At 40.7% G+C, this 18,820-nt stretch carries 16 protein-coding genes; 12 read left to right on the forward strand and 4 right to left on the reverse strand.

Features of this window, described 5'->3' with window-relative positions:
- Positions 1-100 precede the first annotated feature (100 nt).
- The 5 genes from CS060_RS11245 to nikC all read left to right on the forward strand — a co-directional run bounded on the left by CS060_RS11245 (position 101) and on the right by nikC (position 5,685).
- Positions 101-1,114: an ABC transporter ATP-binding protein gene (locus CS060_RS11245; RefSeq protein WP_035048374.1), complete on the forward strand. Its 1,014-nt coding sequence runs from the start codon at positions 101-103 to the stop codon at positions 1,112-1,114.
- Positions 1,089-2,057, forward strand: coding sequence for an ABC transporter ATP-binding protein (locus CS060_RS11250; RefSeq protein WP_035048371.1), 969 nt, complete (start codon positions 1,089-1,091; stop codon positions 2,055-2,057). The genes CS060_RS11245 and CS060_RS11250 overlap by 26 nt, the downstream gene beginning before the upstream one ends.
- 46 nt (positions 2,058-2,103) lie before the next feature.
- Positions 2,104-3,708, forward strand: coding sequence for an ABC transporter substrate-binding protein (locus CS060_RS11255; protein WP_035048369.1), 1,605 nt, complete (start codon positions 2,104-2,106; stop codon positions 3,706-3,708).
- Between the two features lie 65 nt (positions 3,709-3,773).
- On the forward strand, positions 3,774-4,778 hold the full coding sequence (locus CS060_RS11260; protein WP_035048367.1) for an ABC transporter permease: 1,005 nt from the start codon (positions 3,774-3,776) through the stop codon (positions 4,776-4,778).
- A 13-nt stretch (positions 4,779-4,791) separates the two neighbouring features.
- Positions 4,792-5,685 carry a nickel transporter permease gene (gene nikC, locus CS060_RS11265; RefSeq protein WP_006322061.1) on the forward strand — a complete coding sequence of 298 codons (894 nt, stop codon included), beginning with the start codon at positions 4,792-4,794 and terminating at the stop codon, positions 5,683-5,685.
- A 33-nt stretch (positions 5,686-5,718) separates the two neighbouring features.
- On the opposite strand, the gene CS060_RS11270 is transcribed toward nikC, so the two are convergent.
- From CS060_RS11270 to CS060_RS11280, 3 genes are all read right to left on the reverse strand, one after another.
- Complete coding sequence (locus CS060_RS11270) at positions 5,719-6,792, reverse strand: FUSC family protein (RefSeq protein ID WP_035048364.1); 1,074 nt, start codon at positions 6,790-6,792, stop codon at positions 5,719-5,721.
- Positions 6,793-6,926: 134 nt separating this feature from the next.
- Positions 6,927-11,396: a glutamate synthase-related protein gene (locus tag CS060_RS11275; protein ID WP_099668970.1), complete on the reverse strand. Its 4,470-nt coding sequence runs from the start codon at positions 11,394-11,396 to the stop codon at positions 6,927-6,929.
- Positions 11,397-11,659: 263 nt separating this feature from the next.
- Positions 11,660-12,955 carry a glutamate-1-semialdehyde 2,1-aminomutase gene (locus tag CS060_RS11280; protein WP_035048362.1) on the reverse strand — a complete coding sequence of 432 codons (1,296 nt, stop codon included), beginning with the start codon at positions 12,953-12,955 and terminating at the stop codon, positions 11,660-11,662.
- 133 nt (positions 12,956-13,088) lie between these two features.
- Between CS060_RS11280 and CS060_RS11285 the strand changes: the two genes are divergently transcribed.
- The 6 genes from CS060_RS11285 (at position 13,089) to perR (ending at position 17,200) form a co-directional block, all read left to right on the forward strand.
- Positions 13,089-14,084 carry an ABC transporter ATP-binding protein gene (locus tag CS060_RS11285; RefSeq protein ID WP_035048360.1) on the forward strand — a complete coding sequence of 332 codons (996 nt, stop codon included), beginning with the start codon at positions 13,089-13,091 and terminating at the stop codon, positions 14,082-14,084.
- Positions 14,077-14,868, forward strand: a complete 792-nt coding sequence (locus CS060_RS11290; protein ID WP_035048358.1) for an ABC transporter permease — start codon at positions 14,077-14,079, stop codon at positions 14,866-14,868. The genes CS060_RS11285 and CS060_RS11290 overlap by 8 nt, the downstream gene beginning before the upstream one ends.
- Before the next feature lie 4 nt (positions 14,869-14,872).
- Positions 14,873-15,658, forward strand: coding sequence for an ABC transporter permease (locus tag CS060_RS11295; RefSeq protein WP_099668971.1), 786 nt, complete (start codon positions 14,873-14,875; stop codon positions 15,656-15,658).
- Between the two features lie 44 nt (positions 15,659-15,702).
- Positions 15,703-16,101, forward strand: a complete 399-nt coding sequence (locus CS060_RS11300) for a potassium channel family protein (protein WP_035048354.1) — start codon at positions 15,703-15,705, stop codon at positions 16,099-16,101.
- A 10-nt stretch (positions 16,102-16,111) separates the two neighbouring features.
- A complete protein-coding gene (gene bcp / locus CS060_RS11305) occupies positions 16,112-16,573 on the forward strand; it encodes a thioredoxin-dependent thiol peroxidase (RefSeq protein WP_099668972.1) in 462 nt (153 codons plus the stop codon).
- A gap of 183 nt (positions 16,574-16,756) precedes the next feature.
- Positions 16,757-17,200 (forward strand): peroxide-responsive transcriptional repressor PerR, encoded by a 444-nt coding sequence (perR, locus tag CS060_RS11310; protein WP_032101066.1) that lies wholly within the window; start codon positions 16,757-16,759, stop codon positions 17,198-17,200.
- Positions 17,201-17,223: 23 nt separating this feature from the next.
- On the opposite strand, the gene CS060_RS11315 is transcribed toward perR, so the two are convergent.
- The gene (locus CS060_RS11315; RefSeq protein WP_035048352.1) at positions 17,224-17,586 is read right to left on the reverse strand and encodes a YgzB family protein; all 363 of its coding nucleotides are present in this window, start codon (positions 17,584-17,586) and stop codon (positions 17,224-17,226) included.
- A gap of 110 nt (positions 17,587-17,696) precedes the next feature.
- On the opposite strand from CS060_RS11315, the gene CS060_RS11320 reads away from it, so the two are divergent.
- Entirely contained in the window at positions 17,697-18,581 is an 885-nt protein-coding gene (locus CS060_RS11320) for a nucleotidyltransferase-like protein (protein ID WP_035048351.1), read from the forward strand.
- Positions 18,582-18,820 lie beyond the last annotated feature (239 nt).

Raw genomic sequence — 18,820 nt, forward strand, 5'->3', positions numbered from 1 at the left:
TTTTTTGTTGTATTTTTTTAATATTCATGTAATAATTTGAAACGTACATAAAAATTATTTTAAAAATATAAATTTTCTGTATATAGAAGGAGGGGCTTCCGTGGGAGATGAGGCTATTTTACGAGTCGAAAATTTAAAAACGTGCTTTTTCACAGACGAAGGGGAAGTTCCTGCGGTTGATGGCGTAGGTTTTTACATAAATAAAGGTGAAATTTTAGGCGTTGTTGGCGAATCGGGCTGTGGAAAGAGTGTGACATCGCTTTCTATTATGGGATTGTTGCCGAAGGGGATCGGGAAAATTACAGATGGAGAAATATGGTTTAAAGATGAAAATATTGTGCTAGCATCAGAAAAACGGATGAAAGAAATACGTGGAAATGAAATGGCGATGATCTTCCAAGAGCCAATGACGTCATTAAACCCACTTTTTACGATCGGTAACCAAATGATTGAAGCGATTCGCATTCATCAAAAAATAAGCAAGGCAGAAGCTCGAAAGCGAGCCGTTGATATGTTGAAACTTGTTGGTTTACCTCGTGCCGAAGAGATGATTGATGAATATCCACATCAGCTATCTGGGGGCATGCGACAGCGCGTGATGATTGCGATGGCGATGGTATGCAATCCATCTTTATTAATTGCCGACGAGCCAACGACTGCTTTAGATGTGACGATTCAGGCGCAAATTTTACATTTGATGAAGCAGTTAAACGAACAATTCGGTACAGCGATTATGATGATCACACACGACTTAGGCGTCGTCGCAGAAATGTGCCATCGCGTTGTTGTGATGTATGCGGGAAAAATTATTGAAGAAGGGGATGTTCAAACGATTTTTCGAAATCCAAAACATCCATATACGATTGGACTTATTCGTTCCGTTCCAGATATTCGAGAAAGAAAAGCACGTTTATATTCTATTCCAGGAAGCGTACCAAAGCCGGGCTCGATTAAACAAGGTTGTCGTTTTGCGGCAAGATGTGAACAAGCATTTGAGCGGTGTTTTTCCGAAAATCCAGATTTATACGAAGTAGAACAAGGCCATCGTGCGCGTTGCTTTTTGTATGCAAAGGAGGAACATACTATCCATGAACGAACCGTTACTACAAGTTAAAGGACTAAAAAAATATTTTCCCATTACAGCAGGTTTGTTTAATAAACAAATCGGTCAAGTGAAAGCGGTTGATGACTTATCGTTTTCTGTTTACAGAGGGGAAACGTTAGGCATCGTGGGGGAGAGTGGCTGTGGAAAATCTACAACAGGACGAATGCTTTTGCGGCTCATTGAACCGACAGAAGGATCTATTGTATTTGAAAATGAAGAAGTGACGAAGCTATCCCCACAACAATTAAGAAAAGTACGCCGCGATATGCAAATGATTTTTCAAGATCCATTTGCATCGCTTAATCCGCGCCATACAGTCGAAAAAATTTTAGAAGAACCGCTCATTGTTCATGGAATCGGTTCAAAAGAAGAGCGGCGAAAAAAAGTGCGTCAGATGTTAGAAGTCGTTGGATTAAGTAGCTATCATGCAAAACGTTATCCGCACCAATTTAGCGGAGGACAACGACAACGTATCGGCATCGCTCGCGCATTGATGACGAAACCAAAGCTCATTATTGCGGATGAGCCTGTTTCAGCACTTGATGTGTCTATTCAAGCCCAAGTGCTGAACTTGCTAGAAGATTTACAAAAAGAGTTTGGTTTGACATATATTTTTATCGCTCATGACCTTGGTGTTGTACGCCATATTAGCGATCGCGTTGGCGTCATGTATTTAGGACGAATGGTTGAACTCGCTAGCAGCGAAGAGCTATATCGCCATCCGAAACATCCGTACACAAAAGCGTTGCTTGAAGCTGTTCCGATTCCAGATCCGGAATATAAAAAAGAAAAGCAACTGCTTAGCGGAGATTTACCGAGTCCATCGAATCCGCCAGCAGGATGCGCTTTTCATACACGATGTCAAGCATGTATGGATATTTGTAAAACGACAAAGCCAGCATGGAAAGAAGTTGAACAAGGGCATTACGTCGCTTGCCATCTTTATACATAAAGATGGCTAAGCGATGAAATATATTATTCACTAAGGGGGAAAAGAGATGAAGAAAAGATGGTTACTTACTATGCTTACATTTCTTCTTGCAGCAGCGACTGCGCTTGCAGGTTGCGGCAAGTCGGAACAAACAGGTGGAGGCAAAACGGAAGAAGCTGAAAAGCAAACGACGCTCGTTTATGGGCGTGGCGGAGACTCCGTTGGATTAGACCCAGCGACAGTGACAGACGGTGAATCGTTTAAAGTCACGAAAAACATTTTTGACACATTGCTCGATTACAATGATGGCGACACATCGATTCAACCGGCATTAGCGGAAAAATGGGAAGTTTCCCCAGATGGACTTACGTATACGTTTACGCTTCGTAAAGGCGTGAAGTTCCACGACGGAACAGATTTTAACGCAGAAGCGGTTGTATTTAACTTTGAACGTTGGGCAAACGGAAATGCGGATACGTTCCCATACTACGGCTCTATGTTTGGTGGATACAAAAACGATGAAGGACATGTCATTAAAGAAGTAAAAGCGTTAGATGAACATACTGTGCAGTTTGTTTTAAAACGTCCGCAAGCACCATTCTTAAAAAATCTTGCGATGGTACCGTTTGCGATTGCTAGTCCTGAAGCCATTAAAAAATATGGCGATAAATTTGGTGAAAATCCTGTTGGAACAGGTCCATTCGTCTTTAAAGAGTGGAAGCGCAATGAACGCATCGTGCTTGAGAAAAACAAGGAATATTGGTTAGAAGGTCATCCAAAACTTGATAAGTTAATTTTCGTATCGATTCCAGACAACTCTGCGCGCCTCAATGCGTTGTTAAAAGGCGAGATTGATATTATGGAAGATTTGAATCCTTCTGATTTAGCTCAAGTAGAAGGAAATAAAGATTTCCAAGTGTTTAAACGTCCTTCGATGAACGTCGGTTATGTCGGATTAACGGTGACACGTGGTCCGTTAGGCAATAAACTCGTTCGTCAAGCATTGAATCATGCCGTAGATAAACAAGCGATTATTGATGCGTTTTATGCAGGTCAAGCACAACCGGCGAAAAACCCATTACCGCCAAGCATTCCTGGCTATAACGATGCGATTCAAGATTATCCGTATGATTTAGAAAAAGCGAAACAATTGCTTGCAGAAGCGGGTTATCCAAACGGATTTGAAATGGAATTATGGGCGATGCCTGTTCCACGTCCATATATGCCAGATGGACAAAAAGTAGCCGAAGCGTTGCAAGCAAGCTTTGCGAAAATTGGTGTAAAAGCAAAAATCGTCACGTATGAATGGGCAACATACTTAGATAAAGTAGCAAAAGGAGAAGCAGATGCGTTCTTGCTCGGTTGGACAGGTGATAACGGTGACGCTGACAACTTCTTATATGCGCTACTTGATAAAGATAGCATCGGTAGCAACAACTACACGTACTATGCAAACGATGAATTGCACAACATTTTAATCGAAGCGCAAACAGTTAGCGATGAAAACAAACGAAACGAATTGTACAAAAAAGCGCAAGAAATTATTAAAGAAGATGCACCATGGATTCCGCTCGTACACTCAACACCGTTATTAGCAGGTAAAGCAAACATTGAAGGATTTAATCCGCATCCGACAGGAACGGATAAATTTACAAAAGTACAGTTTAAATAATCGTTGTGTTGAGGGAGGGGAGGGAATCCTCTCCCTTTCCATCATGTGAGAAAGGAGTGAGACGTATGTTTTCATATACGATCAAACGCTTGTTAACGGTCATTCCTGTATTGCTTGGCATGTCGCTCGTTGTGTTTTTTATGATTCGCGCCATTCCAGGAAATCCAGCTCAAGTCATTTTGGGGCAAAAGGCAACGAAAGAAGCTGTTGAAGCATTAACGCATAAACTTGGATTAGATCAACCGTGGTATGTTCAATATATCAAATATCTCGGTGGATTATTAAAAGGGGATTTAGGGGAATCACTTCGTACAGGTGTAGCCGTCTCCCAAGAAATTTGGCCATATTTGGCGGCGACATTAGAATTATCGCTTGCAGCTATGTTCATTGCTGTGGTGATTGGTGTCAATGCAGGTATTATTAGCGCATGGTTTCAAAACTCTTGGTTTGATTATGTGGCGATGGTGTTGGCTTTAGTTGGCGTTTCGATGCCTATTTTTTGGCTCGGGTTGATGGAGCAATGGATTTTTGCGATTAACTTAGATTGGTTTCCGACATCTGGACGTGAAGATGTTCGTAATCCCATTGAAGCGATTACCCACTTATATGTCATTGATACGTTAATGCAAGGCAATACAGATCAGTTTGTTCAAACGTTGCAACATTTAGTGCTTCCGAGCGTCGCTTTAGCAACGATTCCGATGGCGATTATTGCTCGTATGACTCGCTCAAGCATGCTTGAGGTAATGAAGTCCGATTATATTCGAACAGCACGTGCGAAAGGATTAAGCATGTTTTGGGTAGTGTACAAGCATTCGCTAAAAAATGCGATCATTCCTGTGTTGACGGTGATCGGTCTGCAAATGGGGTTGTTGCTTGGCGGTGCGATTTTAACTGAAACGATTTTCAGTTGGCCTGGAATTGGTCGCTATATTTATGAAGCAATCGGCTATCGTGATTACCCTGTAATTCAATCTGGTATTTTAATTGTGGCGATGATTTTTATTTTCATCAATTTAATTGTTGATTTGTTATATGCAGCGATCGATCCGCGCATTAAATATAATTAAAGGAGGGAGCGCATTGGCTGAGCTTGCACGAAACGAAGCAAATATTGTACAACAAGAAGAACAAGCGACATCGTTATGGAAAGAAGGATGGATTCGCTTTCGGAAAAATAAAATGGCTCTCGTTGGAAGCGGCATTGTGCTATTTTTCATTTTGCTTGCTGTTTTTGCACCATTGATTGCCCCGTACGAGATGAACGATCAACAACTTTCGATGCGTTTACAAGCTCCGTCGAAAGACCATATATTTGGGACAGACGATTTCGGACGTGATATTTTTTCTCGCGTCGTTTATGGAGCGCGCATTTCGCTATGGGTTGGGTTTTTTTCAGTATTAGGTTCGGTAGTCATCGGTTCTTTACTTGGAATTATTGCAGGGTATTATGGACGTTGGATCGACGCCGTCATTTCGCGCATATTTGACATTATGCTTGCGTTTCCAAGCATTTTATTAGCGATCGGCATCGTTGCGGTTTTAGGACCGTCGTTGAAAAATGCACTTATTGCGATTGCGGTCATTAACATTCCAAACTTCGGTCGTCTCATTCGTTCTCGCGTATTAAGCATTAAACAGGAAGAGTATATTACAGCAGCAAAAGCAATCGGGATGAGTGATGCACGCATTTTATTTCATCACATTTTACCAAACAGCATGGCGCCGATTATTGTGCAAGGAACATTAGCAATTGCAACAGCGATCATTGAAGCAGCAGCCCTCGGTTTTCTCGGATTAGGTGCCCAACCACCAAACCCTGAGTGGGGGAAAATGCTAGCCGACTCAAAAGCATATTTAACACAGGCGCCATGGACGATGATTTTTCCGGGCTTAGCCATTATGTTAACGGTGTTAGGATTTAACTTAATGGGAGATGGATTGCGCGATGCATTGGATCCGCGCATGAAAAGTTAAAAAAGATGTCCCGAGATACAACCGGGACATCTTTTATTCTTGTTCAGGGGTAGGGACGGCATGTTCTTCTTTATGGTAATGGTGAAAGCTTTCGATGAGTGTGTCTAAATGTTCAAGTTGATGACTATATTCAATAATCGCTCCGATCAATGGAAATAGTTGATAATTTTCTTGTTGAACACTTTGTTCAGCGTAATGGCTTAAAAACGAGTGAATTAATTCTTTTTTTCCAAAGCATGCCTCTGTCGCAAATTGCGATTGTGGATCAGATTTTGCCTTTCCAATGAACTTCAACAATATTTGATCATGGTAATTCAATAAACAGTCGAGTTCATTTTTAATGGCGTCTTGAAGCGCCGAAGATGTATGTGCTAGTTCGTTTTCTAAACGATGCAACAATTTTAACGTTTCTAACGCACGATTTGTTGCGACAATCATTTGTCGATACAATACGAGTTTGCGCGATTTACTATATTTATGTTTACGAAAATACGTCCGTTCTTCTTTGTAAAGTAAATAAAGTTGATCTAGTTTCATCATATTTTCTTTTAATTTCTCAATGTCCTCTTTTAGTAAATGATGCTCAGATGCATGTCGAACATTCATGCGAATCCATTTCAAAATATGTTCCGTATATTCAACAATTTTTGTATATAGCTTTTTTTCATATTTTGGCGGAAGGAATACTAAATTAACGACAAACGCTGCAAGCACCCCTAACATAATCGTCGAAAAGCGAATAAGTGCAAATTCAATAAAATGCTGTTCTGTGTATTCCATAATGGCAATAACCGTCACAAGTGCGACAGAAATAGAAGATTCTAAACGAAGACGAAGAAACAACGCAATAACTAAAATGGCAGTTAACCCGATAATAAACGGATCGTGTCCGAAAATTAGTGTAAAAACGATTGCGAAAATCGCACCAATGACGTTTGCTTGTATTTGTTCAATTAAAGATAAATATGAACGGTAAATCGTCGGCTGCATCGCAAATACAGCTGAAATGCCAGCAAATACAGGTGAAGGCAACTGCAACAGCTTCGCTAAAACTAAAGCAAATGTAATTGCAATCCCGGTTTTAAAGACGCGGGCTCCAAGTCTCATCGTCGCTCAAATTCCTTTCTTTTTCATCATCTTGTGAGAACAACAAACAAATATACATGTTTTTCATCAGTATATCAAGAAAAAAGGAAAAAAATTAAAAGAACTGCCCCATTTTCGAGGCAGTTCTTTTACATTTATTCTGTTGACACAGACGGATCAGCTTGTTCTTTTTTCGGAATGACTTGGAAAAAGTGTTGTTCTGGCTGTTGCAACAACGGTTGAAGCGTTGCTGCTTCGTCGTGTTGTTCATGTTCGATCAGCAAATCGATATATGTGCGAAGTAATTCTTGAACATCTGATTTTCCTTTTTCGTTCAGCAGTTGAATCGTTACATTTGCCCCTTTAGCAATTCGACGTTCAAGAGCTGCTTTTGTTAATCCCATTTCTGGTTGATGACGCAAATAAACGACACCACCTGTCATTCCAGCGCAAATCCATGGACCTGGGTCGCCCAAAACGAGCCCGCGTCCGTTTGTCATATATTCAAAGGCAAACCCTTTAATGTTTGCGTTGACACCGATATTACCATGCTCCACTTCAGGAATTGGTTTTGTCACTCGACCGCCGATAATCATATCCGCTCCTGATAGGCGAATGCCTGCACGTGCATCGGCATTTCCTTGCACGACTAATAGTCCTTTTTGGGCTCCGTAGCCAAATCCTTTTCCGACCGATCCGTTGTAAAACTTTCCGTCTTTTCCTTTTGATTTGAAGATGAAAATACCGCCACCAAATGATGTTTTTCCAACGCCATCTTGTGCTCCGCCGTCAACGTGAATATGAATGCCCGCGACGTTATACGCACCAAGTCCATTGCCAGGTACAGAGCCGTCTTTATATCGTAGAGAAATATTTGGCAATTTTTTGTACGATCCGTCTAATCGACCACGTACCCGATGGCATGCAACACGGCTACCGAGCACACGCTGTTCAGCTGTGACAGTTGAAAATTCACGTGAGCGGTGCAAGTCTTCAACTTGGTAATCTAAATATTCCGCACCAACTGCAACGGCAAGCTTTCCTTCTTCTGATGTTGCTGCTACTTCTTTTTGATACCATTGACCGATCTCTAATGGTTTTAATAACGTCGCTAAATTCATCCGATCGCGTCCGCGCGTTTGTTCAAGTAAGTCAGAGCGACCGACAAGTTGTTGTAAGTTTGTATAACCAAGCGATGCGGTGAGCGCTTTAAGTTCTTCACCGAACGCGGTAAAGAAGCGCACTAAGTTTTGTACTGCTTGCTCGAATTGTCTTGGAATGAAGCGACGCAAACCATGTTCTTTTGCTTGTGCTTCTGATTCAATTTGTGTAGCGATTCCGACATGGCACGTATCTAAATGACAACCGCGACATGTCGTACATCCGATGGCGATCATCGCTAACGTTCCGAAACCTACGCGATTAGCACCGAGAAGCATCACTTTAATGACGTCCATCGCGCTTTTTATGCCACCATCTGCCCAAATTTCCACTTGATGGCGCAATCCGGCTTCTAAAAGGGCGTTATGTGCCGCTTTAACGCCAATTTCTACAGGTAAGCCAACGTGTTGAATCGCATGAATACGCGCTGCTCCTGTACCGCCGTCGAAGCCGCTTAGTGTAATAATGTCAGCGCCCGCTTTTGCAATGCCGACAGCAATCGTGCCGATGTTAGGGACGACAGGCACTTTGACGGCCACTTTTGCTTGGTCATTTGCTGTTTTCAATTCAGCAATCATTTGTGCTAAGTCTTCGATCGAATAAATGTCATGGTTATTAGACGGTGAAATTAAATCAGAGCCGATCGTTGCGTTCCGTGCTTCGGCAATTTTTGCTGTTACTTTTGAGCCTGGTAAATGACCACCTTCGCCCGGTTTTGCTCCTTGCCCGATTTTAATTTCAAGCAAATTGGAAGAATTCAGTAGTTCAGCATTGACCCCAAATCGTCCAGAGGCGACTTGTTGTCCGCGCGTGCGCGGATATTTGCCGAGCATATCTTTAATTTCGCCACCCTCACCGTTTAAGCTAATCATGTTCAGACGGTTCGCCGCCTCTGCGTAAGCGCGAAACGCAATTTCGTTTTGTGAACCAAATGACATCGAAGCGATTACAAACGGCAAGCTATGTTCACCAACTGAAATGTCGACGTGTTCTTTTTTAGCAGGCACGTTTGCTTGTTTTAAGTCTGTTAAATGGCGAATGGCTGTTGGTGTTTCCGTTTCAATTTCTGTTAACTTTTCACGATATTGATCGTATGAGCCGGTTTGTGCCACTTCGCCAATCGCTTTCCAAATACGTGGGAATACGTGAAATGTTTTTCGTAACTTTGCTTGCTCTGCTTCAAAATCTTTAGCACGGGCGACCGCATCTTGTTTTAATGCTTCAAAATTTTGGGCAAGCGAATCTGAGCCAAAAAAGTTGACGATATTTAATACAGATGCAATGTCTTCGTGTAGTCCGATAGACGAAAATAGACGGCTATATCCACGCAACTCATGAATACCGATTGTTGAAATGATTTTTTCAAGCCCTTTATTTAATGCTTGGAATAAATGGATCGCTGGTCGAGTGGACGAATCAGCAACTGTCGCAAACATCAAATATGGGCTAATGACGTTCGCACCAAGTCCATATGCAACGATGAAATCGTGCAATGAACGAATCGCTCCAGAACGAAGAAGGAGCGAACAGTTTCTCCGTAATTGCGCTTTTGTTAATGCTTGATCAATGGCTGATATGACAAGAAGTGGATCGATCCATAAATGACCATTTTGATGCGCTTTTGCATCGTCAATGACAAGCAACGTTTTTCCATTTGCAACAGCTTCGCATGCCTCTTCGCCTAAACGATTAAGAGCCGTTGGAATCGTTTCGTGCTCAACAAACGTTGCGGATATAAAGTATGCTAATTGTTTTTCTTCAAATGCATGAACGAGTTGATCATATGATGGTTGTTGCAACATTTCCGCGCATTCGTTTCCGAGTTTCCCTTCGATTAAGATAGGTGAAAGAAGTTCAACTGTGTATGGATGTTCTTCATTTGAAACGATACTTGGGCGTTTTCCTACAACAACGCGTGTAGAAAAATGTTCTGTTTCGCGGTCGCGGTCAATGGCAGGGTTTGTGACAACCGCCACGCTTTCTTTTATGAAGTCAGCAATATTTTTTCGTTCAGGATCAATGGCTGCAAGCGGAGCATCATGACCGAGCGAACGAATGGGCTCTGCTCCTTTTTCTGCCATTTGTTCGATCAATTGAATATGTTCACGATCCCAACCGAATGCAGCGTATTGCCCATTATGCACTTTTGTAGGTTGAGCAACGAGCACATACGGTTTTAACGTTGGTGTTTGTAAACGATGTCGCATATTCTCGATATTTAAACGATTTCGAATGCGGTTGTACACCTCTTGCTGATAGTCAGCATATTCGTAAACACGAATTGTTCCGTCTGCTTGCCATGTTAGGCCGATTTTTTCTCCTGGTGCGAGCGGTTTTGGTTCTCCTGTATATTCGCACGCTGGAATGATGCCTGGTTCGGATGCGAACACGTAACGATGCTCTGTTTCAATTTTCCAAAGTGGACGCAATCCAAGTGCATCAACACTAAACACTGCTTCATCTGCATGGCGAGAAATGATGCCTGCAGGTCCTTGTGCAAAATGTCCCCAAGCTTCGCGAATGTAAGTATATAAATCTTGTAAATGGGCTGGATAATGTTTGATTTCGTTTACAATTGGCGGGAACAAAAAGTCCATCACTTCAAACAACGTATAGCCGTCCCGATAAATGAGCGTTTCCATCGTCCGGCTTAAGTCTTGTGAGTCGCTCCCGCCATTCGTGAGCGGGACGCCAATCATTGTCGCTTCCTCGCGAAGTTTGGCGATTGTGTTAATTTCGCCGTTATGACCGAGTACGGTGAACGGTTGAACACGGAAAAAGTTTGATAATGTATTTGTTGAATAGCGATTATGACCAAGTGTCATTGTAGATGCGACGAGCGGGCTCGCTAAGTCATGATAATATTTTGGTAAAATATCTCCAGCTCCCATCACTTTGTAAATGGCATGATGGTTACTAAGAGAGGCGACGTGAACATGTTCATCTTTTTCTATTTCAATCGTTAATTCAAACAACGTTTTAGATAACGTTTCATTTTTGTTTGGTAAAAGGGCTACTTGCCAAAATACAGGTTCTTCGCGTAAAGCGATTGGACCGAGCGCTGAAGAAGAGGTCACGCGATCAGATTCAAAAATAAGATTGAGATGAAATTGATCAAACAATTGACGCATACGTGCTTTTTTCTCTTCGACATTCGTTGTTCGCGTAATAAATATATGGCCAACGATAAAATCATCGCGATCGACGAGTTGAGGGTTAAGTTGGGCAACAGCAAATTTTTCTTTCCAAAGCGCTTTTGGAATGTCAATATGAATGCCGACGCCATCTCCTTCTCCATTGATGAATCCAGCGCGATGATTCATTGTGACGAGGGCGTTAATACACGTTGTAATGTTTTCTCTTGTCGGAATGCGTCGTTTTTCAACCGCAGCGACAATTCCACACGCATCGTGTTCATGTTCATAAAAATGTTGAAATGAAGTTGGATTCCATTGTTGTTTCATAGCATGCGGCTTGCAAGCGACTATCGTTCGCTTCTCGCCTTCGCCACCTCCTACCTGAAAACTTTTTTAAAAAATAAAATTTTCTAAATTTTATAGTTTATATTAACACGACCAAGACAGAAAATCAATTATTTATTCATGTTTTTGGATATGATATTCAGTTTGTGTAACAAAACGTTCACGAAACATGTAAGCGTTTTCATTTGTTTCAAGCACAAAAAACGAGGTGGAATATATGTTCCTACCCCGTTATAATTGTATATTTATTCATTTTTTAAGGATTTAAATGCACGTCCTACCGCTTCAATTGTATACTCAATATCCTCTTCCGTATGAGCTAATGTAATAAACCATGCTTCATATTTCGAAGGGGCGAGATTAATGCCTTGATGAAGCATGAGCTTGAAAAATTTAGCGAACATCTCCCCATCTGTTCGTTCCGCTTGTTCATAGTTTTCTACTTTTTCTGTTGTAAAGTATACGGTGAGTGCTCCTTTTAGACGGTTAATCGTCACAGGAATATCGTATGCTTTCGCATGTGTTAAAATGCCAGCTTCTAACATTGCACCGAGATGATCGAGATGTTCGTATACGCCTTCTTGTTGTAATACTTCTAAACAAGCAATACCTGCTAAAATAGAGGCGGGATTTCCCGCCATCGTTCCTGCTTGGTAAGCGGGACCGAGTGGAGCTACTTGTTCCATAATATCTTTTCTACCGCCATATGCACCAATTGGTAATCCGCCACCAATAATCTTTCCAAGTGCCGTTAAGTCTGGTTCGATGCCGAGCAAGTTTTGAGCCCCACCATACATAAAGCGAAAAGCAGTAATGACCTCATCATAAATGACAAGGGCGCCAGCTGCGTGAGCGATGTCGTTAATCGCTTGTAAAAAGCCAGGTTTTGGCTCAACGATCCCGAAGTTACCAACGATAGGTTCGACAAGAACAGCAGCCACTTCGTCTCCCCACCGCTCCATCGCTTGTTTAAATGCATCGACATCATTAAAAGGAACAGTAATGACTTCTTGAGCGATGCTTTTTGGTACGCCTGCTGAGTCGGGTGTGCCTAATGTGGATGGACCGGAGCCAGCAGCGACAAGAACAAGATCGGAATGGCCGTGATAGCAACCTGCAAATTTTACGATTTTATCACGTCCTGTATATGCGCGTGCGACACGAATCGTCGTCATGACCGCTTCTGTTCCTGAATTGACGAAACGTACTTTCTCGAGAGAAGGGATCGCTTCTTTTAACATTTTCGCGAATGTAATTTCATAAGGTGTTGGCGTCCCGTATAAAACGCCGTTTTCAGCTGCGTGTTGAATCGCTTTTGTAATGTGCGGGTGGGCATGTCCAGTAATAATAGGGCCGTACGCCGCTAAATAATCGATATATTTATTGCCGTCTACATCCCAAAAGTATGCCCCTTGTGCTCTTTCCATCACGACGGGTGCACCGCCTCCAACAGCTTTATATGAACGAGACGGGCTGTTGACGCCACCGACGATATGTTCAAGCGCTTCCTGATATAATTGTTCAGACTTCGTAAAATTCACGCGAAGCCTCCTCCTTTTATGTAAAATTTCTTTCATGGTGTTTATTTTATCACATTTATTTGAGCACACCATTTGTTGAGTTTCAACATTTTCGTTACACTAGTAAATAGTGATTTCATAAGAGGTGAGGAACATGTATGCCATTGAAGTAGAAAAACTACGGAAAGAATTTAAATCGTACTCTAGCCGATCTGGTTTAGCTGGGGCTTTTCGGGATTTGTTCACGAGAAACTATAAAATCATTCGGGCTGTCGATGATATTTCATTTACGGTCAAACAAGGGGAAATGGTTGGTTACATCGGGGAGAACGGGGCAGGTAAATCAACGACAATCAAAATGTTAACAGGAATTTTGACACCGACGTCTGGGCGGGTTGTTGTGAATGGCATGAATCCGCATAAAGAGCGAGAACGTTTCGTGCAGACGATCGGTGTTGTATTTGGTCAGCGATCGCAATTATGGTGGGATATTGCGGTGCAAGAGTCATTTCGGTTGTTAAAAAAAGTATACCGTGTTTCTGACCAAGATTATAACGAACATATGGATCATGTCATTGAAACGTTAGATATTGGTCCGTTGCTTGATAAGCCAGTACGCAAGTTATCGCTTGGTCAACGAATGCGCTGTGAATTAGCGGCTGCGCTTATTCATAATCCACCACTTTTATTTTTAGATGAGCCAACGATCGGTTTAGACGTGCTAGTGAAACTAAAAATTCGTCAATTTTTAAAGGAAATTAATGAAAAGTACAACACAACAATTTTATTAACAACGCACGATATGACAGATATTGAGGCACTTTGTGAACGTGTCATTATGCTTGATGAAGGAAAAATCATTTATGATGGGTCATTGCAACATTTAAAGCAAAATTGGGGAGAAGGAAAACAAATTCACTTCCAATTTCGCGATCTTGTTTCAAAAGAAGAACTTGCATCGCTTGTTCATGTCACATGGGAACAAGGGGAGGATCGATATAATTGGATTGCGCATGTTCGCGCGAATGATATGGCGCATGTGATCGGAAAAGTTGTTTCTTCCTATGAGTTAAAAGATATTCACATTCGTGAAGTTTCAACGGAAGAAATTATTCGCAACATTTATGAAGAAGGGATTCATTATGGCTAAATATATTGAAATGATTCGTATGCGTTTTTTAATGATGTTAGCTTATCGAACGAATTATTATAGCGGCATTTTTATTTATAGCATCAATATTGGTGCGTATTATTTTTTATGGTCTGCCATTTATGGAGGACAATCTTCTATTCAAGGTATGACAGTAGAACAAATGACGACGTATGTGGCGATCGCATGGATGGCAAGAGCGTTTTATTTTAATAACATTGATCGTGAAATTGCGATGGAAATTCGTGATGGCAAAGTAGCGATTGAATTGATTCGCCCGTACAACTATTTAGTCATGAAAACGATGCAAGGTCTTGGAGAAGGTATTTTCCGACTCATTTTCTTTTCACTTCCGGGAATGCTTATTGTCACATTTGTTTTCTCTCTTCAATTTACAACGAATGTTCATACATGGGGATATTTTACTTTGTCGACAATACTTAGTTTTATTATTAACTCGCAGCTCAATTTATTAGCAGGGATGGTCACATTTTTTACGTTAAATGGGGAAGGATTACTTCGGGCTAAACGTTTCATTATTGATTTATTTTCAGGACTCATTTTGCCGATTAGTTTTTATCCCGAGTGGGCACAACATGTGATGCACTATTTGCCTTTTCAAGCGATTAGCTACATCCCAAGTATGATTTTTACGGAAAGCTTCACAGGAGATGTTGCGATCAAAGGAATGATGTTTCAAGCTGTTTGGTGTGTTGTATTGATTGTTCCGATTTATTTGTTATGGAAAGCGGCCAAACGAAAACTCATCATTCAAGGGGGGTGAACATATGTTTTATGTATCGATTTTTTTTCAATATATGAGTCAATATGTCAAAACAAAATTACAATATCGAACTGATTTGTTTGTTGAGTTTTTATCTGACTTAATGTTTCAAGGTGTGAATTTAATTTTTATTCTTGTTGTATTTGGGCATACGCAATTATTAAACGGTTGGACGCGAGATGAAATTATTTTTATTTACGGTTTCTTTTTAATTCCTTTCGCTTTATTTGCTTCATTTTTTAACATTTGGGATTTTAATGAACGATATATTGTGCGCGGGGAAATGGATCGAGTGTTAACTCGACCGGTGCATAGTTTATTTCAAATTGTGCTTGAACGAATGGAACTCGAGTCGCTCCTTGGAGGGATTACCGGTTTAGTTGTTATGGGGTATGCGGCATCAAGATTGCATATGACGTTCCATTGGTATGATGCAGTTTTGTTTGTGTTATTTGTGTTAGGAGGAACATTTGTTTACGCAGGCATTTTTATTTCGTTAGCGAGTATTAGCTTTTGGTCTGATGCGCGCAGTTCAATTATGCCGATGATGTATAACATAGGAAACTATGGGAGATACCCTGTTGACATTTATAATCGCATCATTCGTTACATTTTGACATGGATTTTGCCGTTTGCGTTTGTTGGTGTATATCCGGCAGCGTATTTTTTACGTAAAACGGAATGGTATACGTACTCGTTTTTGACGCCGGTGATGGGAATGGTTTGTTTTACATTGTCGGTACTGTTATGGAATGCGGGCATCAAACGTTATCGTGGGGCGGGGAATTAAATAAAACATCCCCTCGTATATATAAAGGGATAGGAGGGGATGTTGTGACGTATGTGTGGATTGGCATGATCGTTTTTGTTATATGTATGAGTTTTATTTCGTTTTGGCAAACGAAACGTTCTGTCATTTCATTGAAAAATTTTATTGCCATTTTATTTGTTTATTCAACGACAATGATCGGTTTTGCTCTCGTGTATACAATTTTGCATATAAATGGACATGTTGTTATGATGGAAAATGGGAAGAATATAGTCGCCTCTAATTTTTTTCAATATGTCGAAACGAGTTTATATTTTAGTGCGGTGACATTGCTTTCCGTTGGCTATGGCGATATCGTCCCGATTGGGATTGGTCGGTGGATTGCGATGGTCGAAGCGCTGCTTGGTTATGCGCTCCCTGCTGCTTTTGTTGTTCGGACGGTGATGGATGTAGAAAAAAGATAGGAGGAGAAACATGGAAGCGCCTGATTTTACATTACCAGCAAGTAATGGGGAAAACGTCACATTGTCACAATTTCGTGGGAAGTATGTTGTATTATATTTTTACCCGAAAGACATGACGCCAGGATGTACGACAGAAGCTTGTCATTTTCGGGATCATTATGCATCATTAACGGATTTAGGGGCCGTTTTAATCGGAATTAGCCCAGATTCCATTGAGCGACATAAAAAATTTATTGAAAAGCACCACTTGCCGTTTTTACTTCTTGCTGATGAAAAACAAGATGTAGCGAAAGCATACGGGGTATGGAAGTTAAAGAAAAATTTTGGGAAAGAGTATATGGGGATTGAGCGTTCGACGTTTTTAATCGATCCAAACGGTCAAATTGTGAAAGAGTGGAGAAAAGTGAAAGTAAATGGGCATGTCGAACAGGTACTGAACGCTTTAAAAGAGGCGGTTGGCTCAAACAAATAATGAAATCGTTGCGTACGATATAGTAGAGCACACACCTCCTCAAATGTGTATGTGGCGATTCTTCAAGGGTCGCCTTTTTTTCTTCCCTAAAAATCCAATTGACAAACGGTCTCATTTTTTTGTACACTATTTATAAAAATTATAAAGTAATAATTATAATTTTTATAAATGGAAGTGAGGTGCATGACGGTGACGCACGCACATCAATTGAAAGAAGCGCTTCATACGTTGAAAGAAACCGGCGTCCGTATTACACCGCAACGTCATGCGATACTCGAATATTTGATTCAGTCGATGTCCCATCCAACAGCGGATGAAATTTATAAAGCTTTGGAAGGAAAATTTCCAAATATGAGTGTCGCAACTGTATACAATAATTTGCGTGTGTTCAAAGAAGTCGGTCTTGTTAAAGAATTAACGTATGGTGATGCGTCAAGTCGCTTTGATTTTGTTACGACACATCATTATCACGTCATTTGCGAAGCGTGTGGGAAAATTGTCGATTTTCATTATCCTGGTTTAGATGAAGTAGAAGATTTAGCCGCACATGTGACAGGGTTTAAAGTAAGTCATCATCGAATGGAAATTTACGGAACGTGTCCGGACTGTCAAAAAGGACATCATTAAAAAAGCTGGTAGCATCGATGCTATCAGCTTTTTTTGCTTTTTATTTTTCGATTATATTTTTCGTCAAATTCTTTTCCTTCAAGTGTTGGATCGAGTGTAAGTGGCTCGTTGCAATACATACATACATCGACTCGACCTAACATTTTTGTTACTTTGTTGCATGAAGGGCAAACGACTTGTATCGTTTTTGTTGACAACATACCAATCCAAAAATAAACAACTGTACTTGCGATAATAAACAACAATCCTAAAATCATAAATAATGTCATAACAATAGGTGATGTACGGAAAAATATGCCTGCATACATCACGAAAAATCCGATAAAAATTAAACTTAACGCAAACGTACGAATTTTATTAATTTTACTTGAATATTTCACACCCACATTTATCTCCTCCTACGCATAACTATAACATAAGTTTTAAATGATAAGCAGGAGTTTTTTTGAAATTGTCGAATACGGTCAAACAATGTTGAAAATTGGAGGATTCGGTTATGGAAGATGTGTTGCGTCCGATTTACCAAGAGCGAGCCAGTCAGTCACGTACCCTCGGTATTTTAATGGTTGAAAGAGGTTCGGATTATTCTCCGGAGACGGATTTATTTGATGTTATCTTATTTGTCATCGTTCGAGAGGGAGAGGAAACGGTTTTTATTAAACATTATGCGTTTGAAGAAAAAAGTGCATCATTGTACGTTGTAGACGAACGTCAAATGAAAGAATGGGTGTTGCTCGGTTCAAATCGAAAAGTAATGAATTGGTTGTTGAATGGAAAGATTCTGTTTGAACGCAACGAATATATTGCACAATTGCGACAACGTCTATTGCAGTTTCCTAAAGAGGAAAGAAAGGTGAAAATGGGGATAGAGTTCGCTAGATTAGTGCGTCGCTACATCGAGGGCAGGAGTTTTTTTGAAAAAGATCAATGGCTTGATGCGTACAACCATGTGTTGCATGCCCTGCATCACTTAGCTCGTTTATCTATTATCGAAAATGGCTTTTATCCCGAAGTCACTGTGTGGAATCAAGTAAAACAGATTGAGCCACAAATTTATAAATTGTATGCAGAGTTAGTTGGGAGTGAAGAACCGCTTGATAAGCGATTGCAATTATTATTTTTAGCAAGTGATTTTTTTATTCATTCGAAGCTGAAACAAGGAGCGAGTCATCTGATGCATGTGCTTGAGAAAAAAGACACACCGTGGTCGATGGCGGAATTGTTAAGTGAAAAAGAGTTGATGGTGTATGGTGTTGATTTAGAGATTTTGCTTGAATTTCTCGTTGAAAAGCATATGCTTTCTGTTGAAAAAATCGCAACGAAAGGGCAAGGGATTTTTCATAGACATTACATAGTTGAAAAAAATAAAGAAAAGTATTGACGTGTAAAAATGTTCGTGATATATTTTTAATCGTCGCTACCGAGATGTGGCGGCGATTAAAAAGTAAAATTTATTATTGACATGAGATTGTTGATGTGATAGTATAAAAAAGTCGCTTCAAAAGTGACAAGATGTTCCTTGAAAACTGAACGAAGCGAAAAGCGTAAAGAAGCTAAGGATAACTTTTCTATGGAGAGTTTGATCCTGGCTCAGGACGAACGCTGGCGGCGTGCCTAATA

This window comes from Anoxybacillus flavithermus (assembly GCF_002742685.1).
Lineage (GTDB): Bacteria > Bacillota > Bacilli > Bacillales > Anoxybacillaceae > Anoxybacillus > Anoxybacillus flavithermus_E.

Bases quoted from the DNA above. Each gene is read 5' to 3' on its own strand.
- CS060_RS11260 (WP_035048367.1), top strand. From the start codon at position 3,774: ATGTTTTCATATACGATCAAACGCTTGTTAACGGTCATTCCTGTATTG.
- CS060_RS11275 (WP_099668970.1), bottom strand. From the start codon at position 11,396: ATGAAACAACAATGGAATCCAACTTCATTTCAACATTTTTATGAACAT.
- CS060_RS11320 (WP_035048351.1), top strand. From the start codon at position 17,697: ATGGAAGATGTGTTGCGTCCGATTTACCAAGAGCGAGCCAGTCAGTCA.
- CS060_RS11250 (WP_035048371.1), top strand. From the start codon at position 1,089: ATGAACGAACCGTTACTACAAGTTAAAGGACTAAAAAAATATTTTCCC.
- CS060_RS11295 (WP_099668971.1), top strand. From the start codon at position 14,873: ATGTTTTATGTATCGATTTTTTTTCAATATATGAGTCAATATGTCAAA.
- bcp (WP_099668972.1), top strand. From the start codon at position 16,112: ATGGAAGCGCCTGATTTTACATTACCAGCAAGTAATGGGGAAAACGTC.
- CS060_RS11270 (WP_035048364.1), bottom strand. From the start codon at position 6,792: ATGAGACTTGGAGCCCGCGTCTTTAAAACCGGGATTGCAATTACATTT.
- CS060_RS11290 (WP_035048358.1), top strand. From the start codon at position 14,077: ATGGCTAAATATATTGAAATGATTCGTATGCGTTTTTTAATGATGTTA.
- CS060_RS11255 (WP_035048369.1), top strand. From the start codon at position 2,104: ATGAAGAAAAGATGGTTACTTACTATGCTTACATTTCTTCTTGCAGCA.
- CS060_RS11285 (WP_035048360.1), top strand. From the start codon at position 13,089: ATGTATGCCATTGAAGTAGAAAAACTACGGAAAGAATTTAAATCGTAC.
- perR (WP_032101066.1), top strand. From the start codon at position 16,757: ATGACGGTGACGCACGCACATCAATTGAAAGAAGCGCTTCATACGTTG.